This is a genomic window from Binatus sp. (SeqCode) (assembly GCF_049584895.1).
GTDB lineage: Bacteria > Desulfobacterota > Binatia > Binatales > Binataceae > Binatus.
Map to the genome: position 1 here is coordinate 1 of NZ_JBAUYR010000094.1, position 19,271 is coordinate 19,271.

At 61.4% G+C, this 19,271-nt stretch carries 20 protein-coding genes and 1 tRNA gene; 9 read left to right on the forward strand and 12 right to left on the reverse strand.

Features of this window, described 5'->3' with window-relative positions; translation table 11 throughout:
* The 3 genes from WB650_RS16270 to WB650_RS16280 all read left to right on the forward strand — a co-directional run.
* Positions 1 to 625 (forward strand): ImmA/IrrE family metallo-endopeptidase (locus WB650_RS16270; RefSeq protein ID WP_423961219.1); only part of this gene is annotated, 625 nt, incomplete at its 5' end.
* A gap of 26 nt (positions 626 to 651) precedes the next feature.
* Positions 652 to 1,647, forward strand: a complete 996-nt coding sequence (locus WB650_RS16275; RefSeq protein WP_423961221.1) for an ATP-binding cassette domain-containing protein — start codon at positions 652 to 654, stop codon at positions 1,645 to 1,647.
* 6 nt (positions 1,648 to 1,653) lie between these two features.
* Positions 1,654 to 2,439: an ABC transporter permease gene (locus tag WB650_RS16280; protein WP_422307470.1), complete on the forward strand. Its 786-nt coding sequence runs from the start codon at positions 1,654 to 1,656 to the stop codon at positions 2,437 to 2,439.
* Here the strand turns inward: WB650_RS16280 and WB650_RS16285 are convergent.
* The 4 genes from WB650_RS16285 to WB650_RS16300 form a co-directional block, all read right to left on the reverse strand.
* Positions 2,436 to 3,203: a 3-hydroxyacyl-CoA dehydrogenase gene (locus tag WB650_RS16285; RefSeq protein ID WP_422307468.1), complete on the reverse strand. Its 768-nt coding sequence runs from the start codon at positions 3,201 to 3,203 to the stop codon at positions 2,436 to 2,438. The two genes, WB650_RS16280 and WB650_RS16285, sit on opposite strands and share 4 nt — an antisense overlap.
* Positions 3,204 to 3,484: 281 nt before the next feature.
* Positions 3,485 to 5,539 carry a cation:proton antiporter gene (locus tag WB650_RS16290; protein WP_423961224.1) on the reverse strand — a complete coding sequence of 685 codons (2,055 nt, stop codon included), beginning with the start codon at positions 5,537 to 5,539 and terminating at the stop codon, positions 3,485 to 3,487.
* A 78-nt stretch (positions 5,540 to 5,617) separates the two neighbouring features.
* Positions 5,618 to 6,202: a YceI family protein gene (locus WB650_RS16295; RefSeq protein ID WP_422307861.1), complete on the reverse strand. Its 585-nt coding sequence runs from the start codon at positions 6,200 to 6,202 to the stop codon at positions 5,618 to 5,620.
* A 55-nt stretch (positions 6,203 to 6,257) separates the two neighbouring features.
* The gene (locus tag WB650_RS16300) at positions 6,258 to 7,424 is read right to left on the reverse strand and encodes an LLM class flavin-dependent oxidoreductase (protein WP_422307867.1); all 1,167 of its coding nucleotides are present in this window, start codon (positions 7,422 to 7,424) and stop codon (positions 6,258 to 6,260) included.
* A gap of 144 nt (positions 7,425 to 7,568) precedes the next feature.
* Here WB650_RS16300 and WB650_RS16305 point away from each other — a divergent pair, with 144 nt between their 5' ends.
* Positions 7,569 to 8,459, forward strand: coding sequence for an alpha/beta hydrolase (locus WB650_RS16305; RefSeq protein ID WP_422307859.1), 891 nt, complete (start codon positions 7,569 to 7,571; stop codon positions 8,457 to 8,459).
* The gene (locus WB650_RS16310; protein WP_422307857.1) at positions 8,428 to 9,174 is read left to right on the forward strand and encodes a 2OG-Fe(II) oxygenase; all 747 of its coding nucleotides are present in this window, start codon (positions 8,428 to 8,430) and stop codon (positions 9,172 to 9,174) included. Before WB650_RS16305 ends, WB650_RS16310 begins: the two co-directional genes overlap by 32 nt.
* 10 nt (positions 9,175 to 9,184) lie before the next feature.
* On the opposite strand, the gene WB650_RS16315 is transcribed toward WB650_RS16310, so the two are convergent.
* On the reverse strand, positions 9,185 to 9,436 hold the full coding sequence (locus WB650_RS16315; protein ID WP_422307855.1) for a hypothetical protein: 252 nt from the start codon (positions 9,434 to 9,436) through the stop codon (positions 9,185 to 9,187).
* 209 nt (positions 9,437 to 9,645) lie between these two features.
* Here WB650_RS16315 and WB650_RS16320 point away from each other — a divergent pair, with 209 nt between their 5' ends.
* On the forward strand, positions 9,646 to 10,050 hold the full coding sequence (locus WB650_RS16320) for a hypothetical protein (RefSeq protein ID WP_422307853.1): 405 nt from the start codon (positions 9,646 to 9,648) through the stop codon (positions 10,048 to 10,050).
* 10 nt (positions 10,051 to 10,060) lie between these two features.
* A complete protein-coding gene (locus tag WB650_RS16325) occupies positions 10,061 to 11,155 on the forward strand; it encodes a CAP domain-containing protein (protein ID WP_423961226.1) in 1,095 nt (364 codons plus the stop codon).
* On the opposite strand, the gene WB650_RS16330 is transcribed toward WB650_RS16325, so the two are convergent.
* On the reverse strand, positions 11,127 to 12,386 hold the full coding sequence (locus WB650_RS16330) for an MCT family MFS transporter (protein WP_422307849.1): 1,260 nt from the start codon (positions 12,384 to 12,386) through the stop codon (positions 11,127 to 11,129). The genes WB650_RS16325 and WB650_RS16330 overlap by 29 nt on opposite strands.
* On the reverse strand, positions 12,367 to 13,257 hold the full coding sequence (locus WB650_RS16335) for a polyphosphate kinase 2 family protein (RefSeq protein WP_423961228.1): 891 nt from the start codon (positions 13,255 to 13,257) through the stop codon (positions 12,367 to 12,369). Before WB650_RS16335 ends, WB650_RS16330 begins: the two co-directional genes overlap by 20 nt.
* Positions 13,258 to 13,364: 107 nt before the next feature.
* Between WB650_RS16335 and WB650_RS16340 the strand changes: the two genes are divergently transcribed.
* A complete protein-coding gene (locus tag WB650_RS16340) occupies positions 13,365 to 13,841 on the forward strand; it encodes a DUF3011 domain-containing protein (protein ID WP_422307845.1) in 477 nt (158 codons plus the stop codon).
* A 164-nt stretch (positions 13,842 to 14,005) separates the two neighbouring features.
* Entirely contained in the window at positions 14,006 to 14,425 is a 420-nt protein-coding gene (gspG, locus tag WB650_RS16345; RefSeq protein ID WP_422307843.1) for a type II secretion system major pseudopilin GspG, read from the forward strand.
* 247 nt (positions 14,426 to 14,672) lie between these two features.
* Here gspG and WB650_RS16350 read toward each other — a convergent pair whose 3' ends face one another.
* The 5 genes from WB650_RS16350 to phoU all read right to left on the reverse strand — a co-directional run.
* Positions 14,673 to 15,749, reverse strand: a complete 1,077-nt coding sequence (locus WB650_RS16350) for a hypothetical protein (protein ID WP_423961231.1) — start codon at positions 15,747 to 15,749, stop codon at positions 14,673 to 14,675.
* A 423-nt stretch (positions 15,750 to 16,172) separates the two neighbouring features.
* Positions 16,173 to 16,249 (reverse strand) — tRNA-Arg (locus tag WB650_RS16355).
* A 335-nt stretch (positions 16,250 to 16,584) separates the two neighbouring features.
* Complete coding sequence (locus WB650_RS16360; RefSeq protein WP_422307839.1) at positions 16,585 to 17,985, reverse strand: ATP-binding protein; 1,401 nt, start codon at positions 17,983 to 17,985, stop codon at positions 16,585 to 16,587.
* Positions 17,978 to 18,739: a response regulator gene (locus WB650_RS16365; protein ID WP_422307837.1), complete on the reverse strand. Its 762-nt coding sequence runs from the start codon at positions 18,737 to 18,739 to the stop codon at positions 17,978 to 17,980. The genes WB650_RS16360 and WB650_RS16365 overlap by 8 nt, the downstream gene beginning before the upstream one ends.
* A 25-nt stretch (positions 18,740 to 18,764) precedes the next feature.
* The coding region (phoU, locus tag WB650_RS16370; protein WP_423961234.1) for a phosphate signaling complex protein PhoU at positions 18,765 to 19,271 on the reverse strand (507 nt) is incomplete at its 5' end.

Consider the following 19,271-nt stretch of genomic DNA (forward strand, 5'->3'; position numbering starts at 1 on the left):
CCATACCACCTCGCAGGCGCCGGCCGAGGCCGGCGCCGCTGCGGCCGCGCCCGCCGTCACGGCGGCCGACGGCACCATCAACGCGTGCGGTGAAACCGCACGCGTTGCCGGCGAACCTTACAAGACAATCGTCGCGCAACTCAACGATATGTGGGGCACCAATTTCAAGGTTTACGAATCGCTGAGTTCCGGTTCGCCCCATGCCCGCAACGGCGGTTGCATCTTCTACAACCAGAAGTTTCTCGACAACCTGTTTCAGCAGTGGATGAGAATCGACGACCCCGATACCGTCCGCCCGATGCTGTATGCCATCTTCGCGCACGAAATCGGCCATCTCGCGCACAGCGACTTCGACCCCGCCAACGAAAACGTGCCGGTCAAGAACAAGGAACTCGCGGCCGATCAGTTCGCCGGCTACTCGCTCGAGCGGATGGGGATTCGCCGACTCGATCCGGTCGAAGTGACGCGATACTACCAGCTCACGGGCGATGACTTCGTCGGCCATAGCTCCGGGCATGGCAACGGCGACGAGCGCACGACCGCATTTCAGGACGGATGGCATCGCGCGGAAATCGGACTGTCGGAACAAGGCACGCAACCCGCAGGTGGACTCGGCGAACCGTAAATCTCAACCGCAATTTTTTTTTGAAGATGAGCGCCTCGACCATTTCCAATCCATCACATGCCGCAGCCGACGCGATTCGCGCCGCGTCCAGCGCGATCGATGCGCGCGCGCTCGGCTTTCGCTACGGCGATCGCGACGCACTGAGCGACGTCACTTTTTCTATCGCTCGCGGCGAGATCTTTGGCTTCCTCGGACCCAACGGCGGTGGCAAGACCACTTTGTTCAAGCTGCTGTCGACGCTGGCGCCGATCCAATCTGGAAGCGCGCGATTGTTCGGCCACGACCTGGCAGGCGAAACCGGTGCGGTGCGGCGCCAACTGGGCGTTGTGTTTCAGCATCCGAGTCTCGATGGCAAACTGACGGTCCGCGAAAATCTCGCGGCGCACGGTCATCTGTATGGCATCTCCGGCAAGCGGCTGCATGAGCGCAGTGCCGCGATGCTCGAGCGGCTCGGACTTTCGTCGCGCGAGCGCGACCGCGTCGAGACGCTGTCAGGTGGGCTCCAGCGCCGCGTCGAGCTGGCCAAGGCTCTTCTGCATGAGCCGGCGCTGCTGTTGCTCGACGAGCCCAGCACTGGGCTTGATCCTGCCGCGCGGCGCGAGTTCTGGAATTACCTCGAACATCTGCGCGAGCACGAGGGCGTGACCATCGTGCTGACCACGCATTACATGGAAGAGGCGGAGCGATGCGATCGTATCGGCATTCTACATCAGGGGAAGCTGGTCGCGATCGCACCGCCGGGCGAGCTCAAGTCCGAAGTCGGCGGTGACGTGATCGTGATTCGAACCGAAGAGCCGGAAATCCTGCAGCGGAAAATCCTCGCGCGCTTCAAGCTCAAGAGCCAGCTGGTCGACGGCGCGATTCGTATCGAGAAACTGCGCGCGCATGAACTGGTTCGCGATCTGATCGATGCGTTCGGCGAGGAGATCGAGTCGGTTTCATTCGGCAAGCCGACTCTCGAGGACGTCTTCGTGCATCTTACTGGACACCAGTTCTTCGCGAATACGCCGGAGACGGAATAAACGGCGATGAACGAAATTTTTCTTCAGGCCCAAACGCTCTGGTATCGCGAGGTCGTGCGGTTCATCCGCCAACCGATCCGCGTGGTGAGCGCGATCGCGACGCCGCTGGTTTTCTGGCTGCTGCTCGGCGCCGGCCTGCAAGCGTCGTTCAAGCCGAGCGGGATGCCGGCCGGAATCGGCTACGTGCAATATTTCTATCCCGGCGTGATCGTGCTGATGCTCCTATTCACCGCGATTTTCGCGACCGCATCGACGGTGGACGATCGACGCCAGGGGTTTTTGCAGGGCGTGCTGGTCGCTCCCATCTCGCGCGCGACGATCGTGCTCGGGCAGGCCGTCGGCTGCACGACGCTGTCGCTGATGCAGGGAGCGATCTTTCTCGCGATGGCGCCGTTGGCGGGAATCCATCTCAGTCTGGGAGCGATAATAGTGTCGCTCGCGATGATGGGGCTGATCGCGTTCGCGATGACCAGCATCGGCCTCGCGATGGCGTGGCGGACGGAATCGACTCAGGGCTTTCACGCGTTCATGAACATGCTGCTGCTGCCGCTCTGGATGCTCTCGGGTTCGGTGTTTCCGGTGGCGGGCGCGCCCGGATGGTTCCAATGGACGACGCGCCTCAACCCGCTGACCTACGCCGTGGACGCACTCCGCCAGGGACTTTATCTGGCGGAGCCGGCCTCGAGCGGCGCGACGATGCCGATGGGATCGTCAGTCGCTATCGCAATCGCATTCGCCGCCTTCGCCTTCATCCTGGCAACCCGCGTAGCCCGCACCGCCTCAACGATCTAGCGGGGCGGCATCCTTAGTGCGCCGTCGAGGCGGATTGTCTCGCCGTTCAGCATCTCGTTCTCGACGATGTGGCGCGCCAGTGCTGCATATTCTGATGGCTTGCCGAGGCGCTGCGGAAACGGAATCTGTGCGGCGAGCGCCTTGCGATTGGGCTCAGGCAAACCGGCCAGCATCGGAGTCTCGAAGGTTCCCGGCGCAATCGTGCAGATGCGGATGCCGAGCGACGCGAGGTCGCGCGCGATCGGCAACGTCATCGAAACCACGCCGCCCTTCGACGCCGAATAGGCAACCTGCCCTATCTGTCCGTCGAACGCGGCGACCGACGCCGTATTGATGATCACGCCGCGTTCGCCGTCGGCGCCAGGCTGATTTTTCGCCATCTGCGCCGCGGCCAGCCGCGTCACGTTGAAGGTGCCGATGAGATTCACCGCGATCACTTTGCTGAACAGGTCGAGCGAGTGCGGGCCGTCCTTGGTCACCGTCCGCATCGCGCGGCCGATACCGGCGCAGTTCACGGCGATATGAATGGACGCGAACTTCGCGACCGTTTTCGCGATCGCGTCAGTTACCTGGTCGGAGGAAGCGACGTCGGCCTCGACGAACAGCGCGTTTGCGCCAAGTGACTCGGCGACTTTGGCGCCGGGCGACGATGGCAAATCGAGAATCGCGACCTTCGCTCCGGCCGACGCGAATTCGCGGACCGTTGCCTCGCCGAGTCCGGAGCCGCCACCGGTCACCAGCGCGACCGCATTTTTGAGATTCATATCAACCTCGCAGAAGTGAGTGGTGCAACGCGAAAACGTTATGACCGCTGACGCGATCATGCAACTCCAAGGGCGAGCGGATTCCGTCTTAATACCCTCCCCTCGGACAAGTCCGAGGAGAGGGTTAGGGAGCGGTGCAACGTTGAACAGCGGCACCAGTTTTCGACTTTCGAAATCGAGATTGCAGCGGCGACTAGATCTGGCGTTGCACCTCTCCCGGCGACACCGCTTCGCGGCTTACGCCGACCTCTCCTCGGTCAAGGAGAGGTTAGGAGGGACGATTAGATCGAGGCTTCTTGTCCCCGGGCAGGGCGTGGTGCTTCGAGTAGTCGGCGGGCAGACGCTACGGCGTCGCTCGAGCCGGCTAATTCTAGTATATCGCCGGGGCGCAGAATTTCGTCGCCGGTCGGGACGACGACTTCGGAATCGTTACGGCCGATCGCGACCACCACCGCGCCGCTGTTGGTATGCAGGTCCAGCTCGGACAGTTTTTTGCCCACGCCTTCGCTATCGGCGCGCAGCGGGACGGGCGTGATCATTCCGATGCCGGGGACTTCGTATGACGCGCCGCCCACCTGTGCGGGAGCGCCTCGGAGCGCGGTGGCGATCAGGCGCGCCGCATTGTGAAGCTGACCCTGCATCTGGCGCGCGCTTCGTGTGACCACAACGATCATCAGTACGAGCGTGATTACGATGATTCCGATTCCTTCGACCGGCTCCATGAACGGCTGAACGATCGCGAGCAGCGGCACCGCGGCCACCAGCAGAATCGTAATCTGCAGCAACTCGACCAACGCATGCACCGCGGGTGCGCCACTCGGTGGAAGTTCGGCGAAAGCGCGCAACGCCAGCGCCGCCGCGAGGCGGCGCGACGCGAAGTACATCGCGGCCGCCGGCAGAGCGCATAGCAGCAGAGCGAACAGGTCCACGTACAGGCCGGCCGAGAAGTACGTAAGGTGTTCCAGGCCCGCGACCGTGCTCGTCACGTCGAGCGGATCGTGCTCGTTGAATATAAGAATCGCGCCGATCAACACCGCGCTCGCAACGATTGAAGCCGTGGGCCATGCGATCGAATTGGCTTCCTTCGCCGGCTGTCCCGCGTTGCGAATCTGTTCGAGCCACGAGTCGTAGAGCGCCTCGAGCACCTTGAGCTGGCGCGGCATCCGCGCGGAAACGAACTCGGCCAGGGGAATCGAGCCGCGAATCATGTACGGCGTCAGGAACGTGGTGACCGCTGAGACCGCGACCGCGAGCGTGTACAGAAAATCGCGGGCGGCTCCCGTCTTCAGCCCCGCGCCGGCGATGATGAACGAGAACTCGCCGATTTGCGACAAGCTCATGCCGGCTTCAATCGAGGTCTTGGTGCCGACGCCGCTCAGCATCGAAGCGAAGGTCACGCCGACAATTTTTCCGCCGACCACGGCCGCCGTAAGCACGATCAGCGCCTGCCAATGCTGCTGGATAAGCGCCGGATCGATCATCATGCCGACCGAGACGAAGAACACCGCGCCGAAGATATCGCGCAGTGGCGCAACCAGATGCTCGATTTGCGCGGCCTCGCCCGATTCAGCGACCAGAGACCCCGCGAGAAATGCGCCGAGCGCGACTGAATAACCCGCGTGCTCGGCGAGCAGCGAGAAGGCGAAGCAAATGCCGACGACCGCGACCAGCGTTGTCTCGGGCCGATCCATTCGCACGATGAATCGCACCACCGGCGGCACCACGATGAATCCGATGCCGACGAATGCGACCAGGAACAGGATCAGGCGCGCGACGGTCACCGTCATCAATGACGCCGACACGCTCGCGCCCGAGGCCAGCGTCGTCAGAATCGCGAGCTCGACGACCGCGGTGAGATCTTCCGCGAGCAGGACGCCGAACACCAGTTCGCGCAGTCGGTCGGAGACCGGAGTCTCCTGGTAGGCCTTTGCGACGATGGTCGTGCTCGAGATCGAGAGAATCGCGCCGGTGAAGATGCTCTCCAGCGGCGTCCATCCGAGCGCGCGCCCGCATACGTAGCCGAGCCAGATCATGAAGCCGACCTGCAGCGCCGTGATGAAGCCCGAGGTCGGGCCGAGGCGAATCAGCTTGCGCACGCTGAACTCGAGCCCGAGCGCGAACATAAGGAGGATCACACCAAGCTCGGACAGCGTGTGGATGCGTTCAGGATCGGCGAACAGAGGAATCGGGACGTTGGGCCCGACGATCATCCCCGCGATCAGATAGCCGACGACCACCGGCTGCCGGATTTTCTGAAAGATGATAGTGGTGACCGCCGCGACGCATAGCACCATCGCGAGATCTTCGAGGAACGTGTGTGAGGTGAGTACGTGCACTGCAGCGTCGTCGGCGCATTCTAACTTGTTGCCGAGAGCGCACGCGAGAGTTTGAGGGACCGCGTTTGAGACTGCGGGCTACTGCTTAAGAACCAAAGGAGGCCCGCTGACTCGATTCCCCTTGAGGTCGACGTTCACTTCCACGCGGTTGGCGATTCTGATGAAGGGAATGCCGCTGTTCATCCCGTAGTCCTTACGGTCGAAATACAGCGTCCCCTTAATCTGGCCGGAGCCCGTACCAACGCCGGACACTGCAAGTGTCAGCGTCTCCTGTCTGGTAACGCCGCGGATCGTAAAGTTGCCGTCAACCTCGAAGGTGTTGGGACCGGTCTGTACAAGTTTCGTCGACTTGAACGAGATCAGCGGATTGTTGGCGGCATCGAAGAAGTCCGGGCCTTTCAGTTTGCTATCCTTCATGCCGCTTCCGGTATCAACCGAGGCAGCCTGAATTTCGACGTCCAAAACCCCGGTCGTTACGACCGGAGATGTAAAAGTCAAAGTGGCGTTCCAATTGTCGAAGGTGCCGCCTATCGCGACCGACGCTTTCACATTGAATTTGATCGAGCTGTCTGCGGTCGAGATCGCGAAAACAGGAGCCTCCTGTGCTCGGCTGAGTGACGGAATCAAAGCGGACGCTAAAAGGCAGACGGCAACTATTCGCATGCCGGTCAATCTGTGTCTTTGCAGATGCGCTGTCAATCGCAGCTTGAGGCGGAGGTCACGCAGACATATTGCTCACGCGCGGCATCACCTTCGTCCAGAACAGCTCGATCGTTTTCATCAGGCGGTCGTGCGGCATCAGGCCGTTGTACATCCATGCGAACACCCATCTGATCGGCAGGCGCTTCAGCAGGTGCTCGACCTGCCGCGTGACGGTGTCGACGGTGCCGACGAATGCGAGGCCGTTGCTCCACAGGTCGGCGGGCTCGCCGGTTTTGGGATCGTCGAGGCCTTTTGAAAATCCGAACGGCTCGAACCACTCGTGGCCGCAGAAGTATCCGCTCTCGCGCCAGATTGCGCGTGCTTCATCATCGCTGTCGGCGATCACGATGTCGCGCAGCACGCCCATCCCTTCGCCGAGCGGCTTGCGCGAAACTTCCGCATAAACTTCGCACAGTTGATGTTCGAGCGACGGATGCAACGGCGGCAGAATCGCGGTGACTCCTTCCTGCGCGCACCATCTGATACTGCGCTCGGACGACGCGAACGGCTGAAAGATCGGCGGATGCGGCTTCTGCACGGGCTTCGGCACCACTGACACCGCGCGCACGATTCCGTTCTCGACGCCGCCGCCCCATTTCGCGGTCGCGTCGAGCGTCCACGGCGTTTCGCCGGGCGGGACGCGCCAGTACTTGCCCTCGTACGAAAGAAAATCCTGGGTCCACGCCTGCTTGATGATGCGAAAATTTTCCTCGAAGGCCGCGCGATTCGCGTTGTCGATCTCGTCATGCTGATGCGGCAGCGCTCCATGAATGCCGTGCGTCTGCTGCGCCATGATATCGACCCATCGACGCTGATAGCCGCGCGCGAAGCCGGCGTTGGCGCGTCCCCCGCTCATATGATCGAGCATCGCGATGTCCTCCGCGACGCGCAGCGGATTTTGCGACGGCAACACGATACCGAGTTGTCCGACGCGCAGACGCTTGGTCTGCATCGCGATATACAAATCGAGCAGCACGGGATTGTTCGACAGCTCGAACCCTTCGACGTGAAAATGATGCTCGGTGAAACTGATCGAATCGTAGCCGAGGTCGTCGGCGAGCCGCGCCTGCCCCGTGATGTCGTGCAGCATCTGATCGTACAGATGACCCTGCAATCCGACGCGCCCTTTTTCGATGTCAGTTTTGCTGCCGACCGACGGTAAATAGAAGAGCGATACTTTCATAGTCACCGACTGTAGAACTCCTCGAATCAAAACGGCAAACGACAAGAAGCACTCTGCTCTTTGCCGATTTACACGAGGCGGCGCTATAGTTCGAACGCGAACGATGCCGGCGATCGGCAAAACTCTTTTTGGAGAGGTGAATGGATGTCGCAACAACAACTCCAGCGGATAATTCAGATGCTCAAGGCGCAGCCGATTGCAGGCCCTGCGACGGTCCAGGACATGCGCGCGAATTTCGAAAAGATGGCAGCGGTGTTTCCCGTCGCGGCCGACGTCAAGTGCGAGCCGGTGAATGCCGGCGGCGTCAAGTCCGAATGGGTGACTGCGCCCGGCGCCGACGCGGGCCGCGCGGTGCTTTATCTGCATGGCGGCGGCTACGTGATCGGCTCGATCAATACGCATCGCGCTTTGGCGGCCCGCATTTCGACCGCTGCAAAAGCTCACGTGCTGGTGATCGACTATCGTCTCGCGCCCGAGCATCCGTTTCCCGCTGCGGTCGAGGATTCCGTCGCCGCGTATCGCTGGATGCTCGCGCAAGGGCTGAAGCCGTCGCGTATCGCGGTCGCGGGCGATTCTGCCGGCGGCGGACTCACGGTGGCGACCCTCGTTGCGATTCGCGACGCGAAGTTGGCGAGCCCGAGCGCAGGCGTTTGTCTGTCGCCGTGGATCGATCTCGAAGGTATCGGCGATTCGATGAAGTCCAAAGCGTCGGTCGATCCGATGGTGCAGAAGGAAGCGCTGCTCGAGATGGCGAAGCATTATTTGAAGGGGCAGAACGCGCGCAGCCCGCTTGCCGCGCCACTATATGCAGACCTCGCGGGCTTGCCGCCGCTGCTTGTCCAGGTCGGCACTGCGGAGACTCTGATGGATGACTCGACGCGGCTGGCCGAGCGCGCGCGCAAGGCAGGCGTCAAGGTCACGCTCGAGCCGTGGGAAAATATGATTCACGTCTTCCAGGTTTTCGCGCCTATGCTCGACGAGGGTCAGCAGGCGATCGAAAAAATTGGGGAGTTCGTCCGCGCCAACGCCGCGTAAGATCGAAGCGTCGATCGGCGATCGCGTAGCCGCGCTCGATTGGGTCCGCATCGAGCGCGACCTCGACGAGCAGGGCTACGCGACGACGGGCGCGATGCTGCGCGCCGCTGAGTGCGCAGAGTTGATCGCGATGTATCCCGATCGCGATCGGTTTCGCAGCCGCATCGTGATGGAGCGGCATAACTACGGCGTCGGCGAGTATAAGTATTTCGCGCGGCCGATGCCGGCGCTGGTCGAGGATCTGCGTGTCGCGATGTATCGCAAGCTCGCGCCGACGGCGAATCGATGGGCCGAGCGGATGCGCTCGACCGACTCGTATCCCTCGTCACTCGCCGAATTCCTGAAAGTCTGCGCCGACCACTCACAGACCAGGCCGACGCCGCTGATTCTTCGCTACGAGAGCGGCGGCTACAACTGCCTGCATCAGGATCGGTACGGCGAGGTCGCGTTCCCGCTTCAGTTCACCTGCGCACTGAGCCGGCGCGGACGCGACTTCGAAGGCGGCGAACTATTGCTGGTCGAGCAGCGCCCGCGGGCGCAATCGCGCGGCGAGGCAATCGCGCTCGATGCCGGCGAGGGAATAATCTTCGCGAATCGCTACCGTCCCGCGGCCGGCGCAAAGGGATTCCATCGCGTGAACATGCGTCACGGCGTCAGCACGATCAAATCAGGCGTGCGCTACGCGATGGGCGTCATCTTTCACGACGCCGCATGAGTGAACCAGCCTACCGATGGTCGTCGGCCGCGCACTTGCCCTCGGTGCACGCGCAACTCGCGCCCTCGTTATCGCTGCGGTACTGTCCGCAGAAATCGTCGCAGGCGGTTCGGTTGTCGTCGGTGCCGTAGAAGCCCTTGCACCCAGCGGCGGCGGGTTGCGCCTTCGGATTGCTGAAGTCGGCGTGACGATCAATGTCCATCGCGAACGCGAGTCCCACCAGCGCGATCGCAAACAGTCCCGACATGATGATCTTTTGCATCGATTCCTCCATGCACGAAGCCCCCAAGCCGCGTGCGGAATCGTTTGACGCTATCAACACCCTCCCCTATTCACAAACTGTTCTTCGGGGAACACTCGCGCGCCGACATCGTGTACGACAGATTTCACAGTTTGTTGTGATCGAAATAACGAACTGCTAGCTTGCTTGCGGTCGAAAACGCGTCTGACTTCATTGAGGGGGAAGTTCGAATGCAGTGGCGCTTGCCGGTTTTAATTTTCATCTTATCGACGGCTATCGCAGCGTGCGGATCGCAGAATGCGCCGAGCGCTGGCGGCGGTCCGTCGAACGCGGTGGTTATGAACGGATGCCGAGTCGATCCCGCACGAATCTGCAATGGCATTAGAGGTCAGAGCGTCACCATGAGCGGCACCGGGTTGTCGGCCGATCCGCGAATGGTCGAACAGGATTCGGCGCGCACCGCGAACATCTTCGTGCCGGTGAAGAAAGCCAACGGCGATGAAATTTTCGAAGTCGAATGCGGGATGAACACGCTCAATCAATCGGTTAGCTGGGCGCAAATTAAAACCGGGCCGCCGGTCACTGACGACGACGCCAAGTATCTGCGCGGCGCAGGCTACTGCTCCGAGCCCTGATCGACACTTCATGCGATACTTTAAGTTCGCAGTTTTGGCCGTAGTCACCCTTCTATTTGCCGTCCGCGCCGTTGCACAGCCCACCACGACACCATCCCCGGGAGTGCCGCCCGACTTTGCTGCGAGCGCCAGGGAACGGGTGAACTACTATCGCGCGTTGGCGAAGTTGCCGCCGATTGTCGACGACAGCGCTATCAGTGCCGGCGCGCTGAATCACGCGCGCTATCTCGTCGAGAACGGGGTCGCCGGCGGTGACATCATGCTCGACAATCGACAACTCCACTTTCAGACTCCCCAGGACGCCTTCCGATGGGAAGAAAAAGGCAGACCGTTCTACACCGACAATGGCGCTTCGGCCGGCAGATACGCTGCCGTAGTCACCACGCCCGAAATCAACCTGAGCGGCGCCGATTTCGTCAATCTCCTGATGACGATGCCGTTCAGCGGCCTGATTCCGATGGTGCCGCAGTTCTCGGTGGCCGGACTCGGGGCGTACTGCGACCCCGGCCGGTGTGCAATCGTGATCGCGTACCGCTTCGCGCTCGAGAAATCCACGCGCATCGCGCTCTACGACGGACCGGCCAGCGACCGGATGTGGAACCCGAACCTCGGGCTCATTCCGATGGAGACCGGCCGCCTGCGCTCACCCGTCGAATTTCCGCCCGACGGCGCCACCGTCGACCTGCAATCGTTCACCGGCGAGGACTTTCCCGATCCGTTCTCCTCATGTCCCGGCTACAAAACTCCGACCGGCACTCCGATTTCGATTCAACTGGGAGAAGGCTACGGCGTTGACGGAACTCTAGAGGTTTCTTCTGTCTCCGTCACGCGCGACGGCGCCGATATCGACACGTGCCTCATCACTGCGGCGTCGTACGTCGGCCGAGACAAAGGCGAGACGAGCATCGGCAAGACGGGCCTCGCAAGCATCGGCGCCGCCGTGATCCTGCCGCGCGATCCGCTCGCGCCCGGACATTACAACGTCGCGCTGAAGGAAGACGGCAAGCTCTATTCGTGGAGCTTCACAGTCGCGGCGCCCGCTCCTCCAGTGGCGCCTGCTGTTCCCAAGGCGCCTGCTAGTCCAGAACAGGCGATGACTTGGTAGCCGCAGGTTCGTATCGGCTGAGCGGGATCAGTAGCGCGAATGATGCGATCGCAACTGCCAATGCGCACGCGATCGCGATGCGATAACTTCCCGTGTGATCGATGATCAAGCCGACAATCGGCGGACCGACCATCGCTCCGATTCCGCCGCTGGTGTAGAGCGCGCCGAGCACCGTGCCCATCCGATTCGTGCCGAACAGATGCGCGATGACGGCCGGCGAGAGTGCGACGTATCCTCCGTAGCCCGCACCCATCACGAGCGCGAACACGATCAACATTGTATAGGACGCCGCGGCCAGCCAGATCCCGTAGCTGAGCGCGAGCACCAGGAAGCTCGCCTGGTAAAGCCGCACCACTCCCGCGCGATCGGCCATGCTGCCCAGGCCCATGCGTCCCACCACGCTAGCGCCACCGATTATTCCGACGAGAGCGGCACTGGCGAACTCACTCGCCCCTCGATCGCGAGCGAACGACGGCAGATAAACGAACGGCACGAAAATCACGATCGAGACGGTCACCGACGATGCGTACAAAAAGCCGAACGCAGGACTGCGAAGCGCCTCGGAGAGACGAACTCGCGACGGAGTCACGTGGACCGGCGGCCGCTCGACGATAAAGGCGCATCCGATCAGAATCGCAGCAGTGGCAATCGCGAACACGACGTACGTCGCGCGCCATCCGAGATGAGCGATCAAGGCCGCTGCAATCGGCGCGCCGAATATTGTGCCGAATCCTATTCCCGCCACTGCGATTCCGAGCGCCGTGTTGCGCCGCCGGAGAAACCATCCGCCAACCACCGCCACCATCGGAACATATGCGCATGCGACTCCGACCCCGACCCCGAGTCCGTAGGTGATGTACCCGATCCACAGACGATCGATCATCGACGTCAGCGCGAGTCCCAGGCCCATCACGACCGCTCCCGTCGCGACCACGATTCGCGGGCCGAACCGGTCCGACAGATGGCCCGTGATTGGCCCGAGCACGCACCACACCAGCACCGTGATCGAGAATACCGCCGAGGTCGCGCTGCGGCGCGCGCCGAACTCCGCCGCCATCGGTTTGAAGAATGCGCCGAAGCTGTAGGCGACGCCGTACACCGCGCACATCGCGACGAATGCCGCCGCGACCATCCTCCACGCGCGCGGTGAATCGAACAGTTCGAGCGACGGGATCGGCTCGCGCGATCCTCCCGCGCCGGATGCGCCCGCGTCAGTGATGTTCGCCCTCATGCTCGAGCGCTTTGCGAGCGGCCTCCAGTTCCTTCCGTTGGGCCGCAGGGAGGACAGGGTACTTGAGATTCAAATCCTCGAGCGCGCTGTTGATCGCCGCCGCCACCACCAGCCGCGTGTACCATTTCTTGTCCGCTGGAACTACGTACCACGGAGCATGCGGAGTGGCAGTGTGCTGCACCATTTCCTCGTAGGCAGTCATGTAATCGTTCCATCGTTCCCGTTCCGCGATGTCGGCGGCCGAGAATTTCCAGTTCTTGTCCGGTTCTTCGAGACGTTTAAGGAACCGCTTCTTCTGTTCTTCCTTCGATAGATTGAGAAAGAACTTCCGGATGACGACGCCGTTGCGCGACAGGTAATGTTCGTACGCGTTGATATCGGCGAAGCGCTCATTCCAGATGTTCTTGCTGACGAGCGACGACGGTATCCGTTCGCGCTCGAGCAGCTCCTTGTGCACGCGCACGATGAGCACCTCTTCGTAGTATGAGCGGTTGAAAATGCCGATGCGGCCGCGCTCCGGAACGTTCTTGACCGCCCGCCACATATAGTCGTGATTGAGTTCCTCGACCGACGGTTGCTTGAACGAATGCACCTCGCATCCCTGCGGACTCACTCCCGACATCACGTGCTTGATCACACCGTCCTTGCCGGCCGCATCCATCGCCTGCAGGATCAACAGTAACGCCCACTTGTCCTGCGCATAGAGCTTGTCCTGCAACTCGATCATGCGCTCGATCCCGCGCGGCAATTCTTTCTCTGCCTCCTTTTTCGATTTGACCTGGGCGGTGTCCGCGGGATCGAAATCCTTTAAGCGGAACTTGCGGCCATTGTCGACGCGGTACGGCTTCGAGAAATCGGGGACGGCTGGCATTGGAGGATGCTCCTCTGGTTCCGTCGATCGTTACACCACGCAACGCTCAACAGTCGAGCCGGCGACGCAACTTTCAATCCACCGCCAATTCGCGATACTCGGTTAGCATGAAAATGAAAATCGCATCATCGCTCGTCCTTCCCGCCATCACACTTATCCTCGCGATCGCGACCGGGCCGGCCCATGCGGGAACCGTGAACTGTGATTCCTACAACGGCGGGCGCAATGCGTGCTCGGCAGACACGCGCAACGGCGTCGCGCTCGCGCGTCAACTCAGCGCGGCGAAATGCAAAAAAGGCGTGAGCTGGGACGTCCAGAACGACAGCCGGATTTGGGTAGATCAAGGATGCCGCGGCGTATTCACGACCGGCGTGATCTGGTCGAACGGTGGCGGCGGCCAGCGCTTGACGTGCGCGTCATACAGCAACCGCAGAACCGAATGCCCCGCCAACACCAACGGCCAGGTGAGCCTGACCCGTAAATGGAGCAACGCCCCCTGCATACAGGGCACCAGCTGGGGCTACAACAACCGAATGGTCTGGGTCGATAGAGGCTGCCGCGCCGATTTTCTGTTTGGGAAGTAGGATCCTTCACCCGAACCCTCTCCCCTTGGTGGGGCGAGGGAACAAATCGGCGAAGTTGGCTCTGTTTAATGCCGAGAGAAGGGCGCCAGCGGGCGTTGAACCCGTGAGATCTACCACGCCTTTGAAACAAAACCGGACCATCCTCGTCTACTTCCGTAATTGCGATGAGGTCAAGCCGACACCGTCAGAACGGATCCACCTGTATCGAAATCATGGTGGTTATTCTGGTCGCGGGTCTACTGGCAACGATTGTCATACAGCACCTGCCGGGCGCCGCCGACAAGGCCAAGCGCGCCAAGGCACAGGCCGATATCGCCGAACTCAAGACGGCGCTGGATCGTTACTATCTCGACAGCGGATACTACCCCACCACCGATCAGGGTCTTGGCGCGCTTGTTACGCCGCCGACAACTGGTATCATCCCCCTCGTCTATTACACTGGCGGTTACATCGAGCGCCTTCCGAGAGATCCGTGGGGGAATCCTTACTTCTATCAAAGCGATGGGAATTCGTACGTCCTGAAGTCGTTGGGGCCAGACGGAGTCGAAAGCGCCGACGATATCGACGGCAGCCAATCGCAATGAGGGCGTGCATTTCTCAGGCCCGACTCGCCTCTTAAACAGCTCGGTCGATCTTCTGACGCTAGATCTTGCCTCGCCCCACGAGGGGATCAGACGTGGGACCAGGAATCAGAGGGCGAGAGCGGCAACCTGTATAAGAATGGTGCGCCATGAGGGACTTGAACCCCCGACCTGAATTATCTGTAGAACTGTCAGTCGGCGACTGAGCCGATGGCTGCTGTGCGACAGCGGGCTTTACTTGCAGCCTTTGTTATCGTGTGGCTGGCAGCAGGAAGCCGTGACCCAGGAAGCTTGCGTCATAGTAGTATCCCGTGATTGCGCCTGCCGGGTTGATGTCGACGGCCTGGGTATATGAAGAGCCCGGAGGATCGAACGTGGCGAAGGTGCCGTCGGGAATCCACCGAAACCCGTGAATCGCGGCCGCTTCTTGGTAGACTCCCGTAGTCTCCCCCGCCGGGTTGATCGCGGCGGCGCCGGTGCCTACAGAGCCCGGAAAATCTAAAGTGGTGATGGTGCCATCGCGGGCGCGCAGGAAGCCGTGATTAACGAAGCTTGCGTCAATGTAGTATCCCGTGATCACGCCCTGCGGGTTTATATCGTTGGCCTGCGTGAATACTGAGCCCGGAGGATCGAACGTGGTGAAAGTGCCGTTGCTGGTCCGCAGGAAGCCGTGCTCAAAGGAGCTTGCGTCATAGTACCATCCTGTGATCGCAGCCTCCGGGTTAATGCGGCTAGGGTTCGTGCCGTTGACAGCATCTGGGACATCAAACGTGGTGAAGGTACCGTCGCGGGCGCGCACGAAGCCGTGCTCAACGAAGCTTGCGTCAATGTAGTATCCCGTAATTGCCCCCGCCGGGTTGATGCCGTTGGCCTGGGTGAATATGGAACCCGGAGGATCAAGCGTGGTGAAGTTGCCGTCGGGGACCCGCAGGAAGCCGTGGCACGTGATTGCGTCACAGTATGATCCCGTAATTGCCCCTGCAGGGTTCAGGTCGGTGGGCTGGCTGCATTCGCTGAAAAAGGAAGGGCATGTAGAGCCCGGAGGATCGAACGTGGTGAAAGTGCCGTTGCCGGCCCGCAAAAAGCTGTGAAGCGCAGCGTTTGAATCGGCATAATATCCCGTGATGGCCCCCTCTGGATTGATAGCGACCGGGGTGGTGCAGATAGGGAAGCTGGGCTCACATGTGGAGCCCGGCACATCAAACACGATGAAGTTCTCGACTGGCGGCGCAGCGTGCGCGCCCGCGTCCGCCTGCTGGCCGTACGACTGCAAGCCCGAAACCAGAAGTATCACACCGACTACTTTCAAAACCGGGAATCGATTCATGACGCGCTCCTTGGTTCGAGACTGGGGGGAGTCGCGCTACCGCCAAGTTCACAGGGTATGTGCTGAAGAGATGCTACTTACGGAATAGCAGCTACGGACGTCAATCCGATAGAGCCGCCGACTCTTGATAATCAAGCTTCAACGGACCCCCCATTTCGATGCGGAAGCTAACTCTCATGCGCGCTTAAGTCAACTCGCAGGCACAGTCCGATATGCCGAACGTGACGGCCCGCGCCGTCAAACTTTTCGGCGATCAGGGTCGGGCGCTCCTGACACTGGCGCCTTTTTCATTTCGAGACGTAGTCCGCACCGATAGATGCGGAGGGTCGTCGATGCGGGATTGGAATCGGGTTGCAGCATGATTGCGCAGGTCATTTGAGTTTGATCGCGGTTGCCGCGCGGATTTACTGTTTGGGAAATAAATGGTGCGCCATGAGGGACTTGAACCCCCGACCTGATGATCCGTAGTCATCCGCTCTAATCCACTGAGCTAATGGCGCATCCGAACCCTAGAAATTTTCATATCGCAGCCTCGCGAGCAAGCCGGCTTTTGATTCAATAAAAAACGGGCCAGCGGGAGAAGTTCCGCTGGCCCGCAACTGACTGGTCTGGAGAAGTGTCAGACCAGTCAGTTCTACTGTAGGTAGCTATTTAATACGAAATTGCCGCCCCAATGTCCACCCCTGAACGCTCCCCCATGAGGGCACGGTCATCATCGTCCGTATTACCCACTTACTTTTCGAACAGGCGCGCAGCGCCTGTTCGTCATTTCCTGATGCTGGGTGCAGGGGTCACCCCCCCGCGACGGTGTCGATGCCGCCCACCGCGCAGGTGATTAATTCTGCGCGGTTGGAATCCAGACCGAGACCGTCGTGCCTTCATGCACCTTGCTCTCGATTCGCAGGGCGCCGTGATGCAACTGCACGATGTGCTTGACGATCGCGAGGCCCAGTCCCGTGCCGCCCAGCTCGCGCGAGCGCGCCCGGTCGACGCGATAGAATCGCTCTGTCAGCCGCGGGATATCCGCCGCCGGAATTCCCTCGCCGGTATCGACCACGACCAGCGCGACGCCCGGCTTTGCGCCCGCGCCGTTGGCGTCCGCCGCTTCGCGAGCCTCGACTGTCACCCGGCCCTCGCGCGGCGTGTATTTGATCGCGTTGTCGATCAGATTGAGCATCACCTGATGCAGCCGGTCGCGATCGCCCGCCATCTTCGGCAGTCCCTCCGGACAATTCACGGACAGGCGCAGGCCGCGCCGTCCCGCCTGCTCCTGCATCAGCTCAGCCGCTTCTGACAGCACGCGCGACGGCTCGAGTTGCTCGATCTTCAAGGGAGTCAGTCCACGTTCCAGGTCTGAAAGCGAGACCAGGTCGTCGAGCAAACGCGCGAGGCGTCGCGCCTGCCGCTCGATTATTCCCAGAAAGCGCGTCGAGGTTTCGCGATCGTCCACGCCCTGGATAAGTGTCTCGGCGTAGCCGTAGAGCGCGCTCAGAGGAGTGCGCAGCTCGTGCGTTAGATTCGAAATGAAATCCGCGCGCAGGGTCTCATACGACTTGAGCTGCGTGATGTCGTGAAAGACGAATACCCACGCAGCGCCGCGCGAGGTGCGAATCTGCGCCGCGCTCGCACTGACGTGGAGTGGCGCAGGATTCTGGATCATGATTTCCGCGCTGGTGACGTCGGTGCCCGCCGATCGCATCGAGCGTCCCGCAAACTCCTGCAACCGAGGGTCGCGGCACAGTTCGACGAACGGCCGATCGCGATAGTCCGTCTCGGCTCCCAATGCGAATATTCGCCGCGCCGCGCCATTGAGCAGGATTACCTCGCCGCGCGCGCCGGTCACGACCACCGCCTCGGCCATGCTGCGCAGAATCGCCTCGAACTCGTCGCGCTGCTCGGCCAGCGAATCCACGTCGGCGACGATCGAGTCGGCGGCGTCGAGCAGATGGTGCTCCGCGCGGCCCATCGGGTCACTTCCGTTGGGCAGCAGATGCGGCGGTGGGCGCCGACTCTGCAGTGCGGCCGCGACCGCGTCGAGTCTTTCCGCGCGGCGCGACAGAGATCGTCCGATCGCCCGAGCTGGAATCGCGCCGAGCGCAAGTCCCATCGCGATCACGACTATCACCCACACCGGTGACGCCGCTCCGGTGGCGGCCAGCACGATCAGTAATATGGCGGCAGGTGCGAGACCGATTCCTATCGCAGCGAAAAGTCCGGCGGTCGGCGATCTATCCAAGCGCTTCGGGGTTGAAGCGATAGCCCACGCTTCGCACCGTGAGGATCAATTCAGGATTGGCGTCATCGCGCTCGATATGCTGGCGCAGGCGGCGGACGTGGACGTCGACGGTCCGCGGTTCGACGAACGTGTCGCGGCCCCACACCATGTCGAGCAGTTGTTCGCGCGTATATACCCGCATCGGATGCTGCACGAAGAATTTCAGCAGTTCGAACTCGCGCAGCGCAAGCTCCCTGCGATTGGTGTCGACGAATACCTGGTAAGTGCCAAAGTCCATCCGCAGGCGCCCTTTCTCGTACGCGCCGCCGCCGGAGTCCGGCTCTGAGAGCGGATTCGCGCGACGCAGCAGCGCCTTGACCCGCGCGACCAGCTCGCGCGGGCTGAACGGCTTCACGACGTAGTCGTCGGCGCCCATCTCCAGTCCGAGCACCTTGTCCACTTCGGTGCCCTTGGCGGTGACAATAAGTATCGGCAGATGCGCCGTTTCGCGCTCGGAGCGCATCTGGCGGCAGACCTGGAGCCCCGGCATCCCGGGCAGCATCAAGTCGAGCACCATCAGATCGGGCACGCGTCGCTTGACCTTCTCGAGCGCCTGCGCGCCGTCGGCCGCTTCCTCGACGACGAAGCCTTCCTGCGCGAGGTTGTAGCGAATCAACTCACGGATGTCGGCGTCGTCCTCGACGATCAGCACGCGGTAGCGAAGTCCGCGTTGCGCCTCGGAGACCGTGTTCGTGGCCTGGCTGGTCTGATTCATCGCTTCTCCCCCTCCACCTTGTAAATCAAGTTCCCCGCTTCTTGGTTTCCACGTGACGGATCATTTTGCCCTTCACCATGAACGTCACCATCTCCGCGATATTGGTCGCGTGATCTGCTATCCGCTCGAGATACTTGGAAACGAACAGCAGCCGCGTGGCCGACGCTATCGTATGCGGATCCTCCGCCATGTAACTCAGCAGCTCGCGATAGACCTGGTAGTTGAGCAGGTCGACCTCGTCATCGCGCGCGATCACCTGGTCGGCCAGGTCGGTGTCATCGCGCATGAAGGCGTCGATACTGTCCTTGACCATCGACTGCGCAATCTCCGCCATCCGCGGCAAATCGATGTAGGGCTTGAGCTGCGGCACTTCGTTCAGCTCGAGTGAGCGCTCGCAGATGTTGACGGCGTTGTCGCCGATTCGCTCGAGGTCAGTCGTGATCTTGAGTCCGGTGGTGATGAAGCGCAGGTCGCTGGCGGTCGGCTGATGCAGCGCGAGCAGCCGGATGCATTGCTCGTCGTTGTCGTTGTC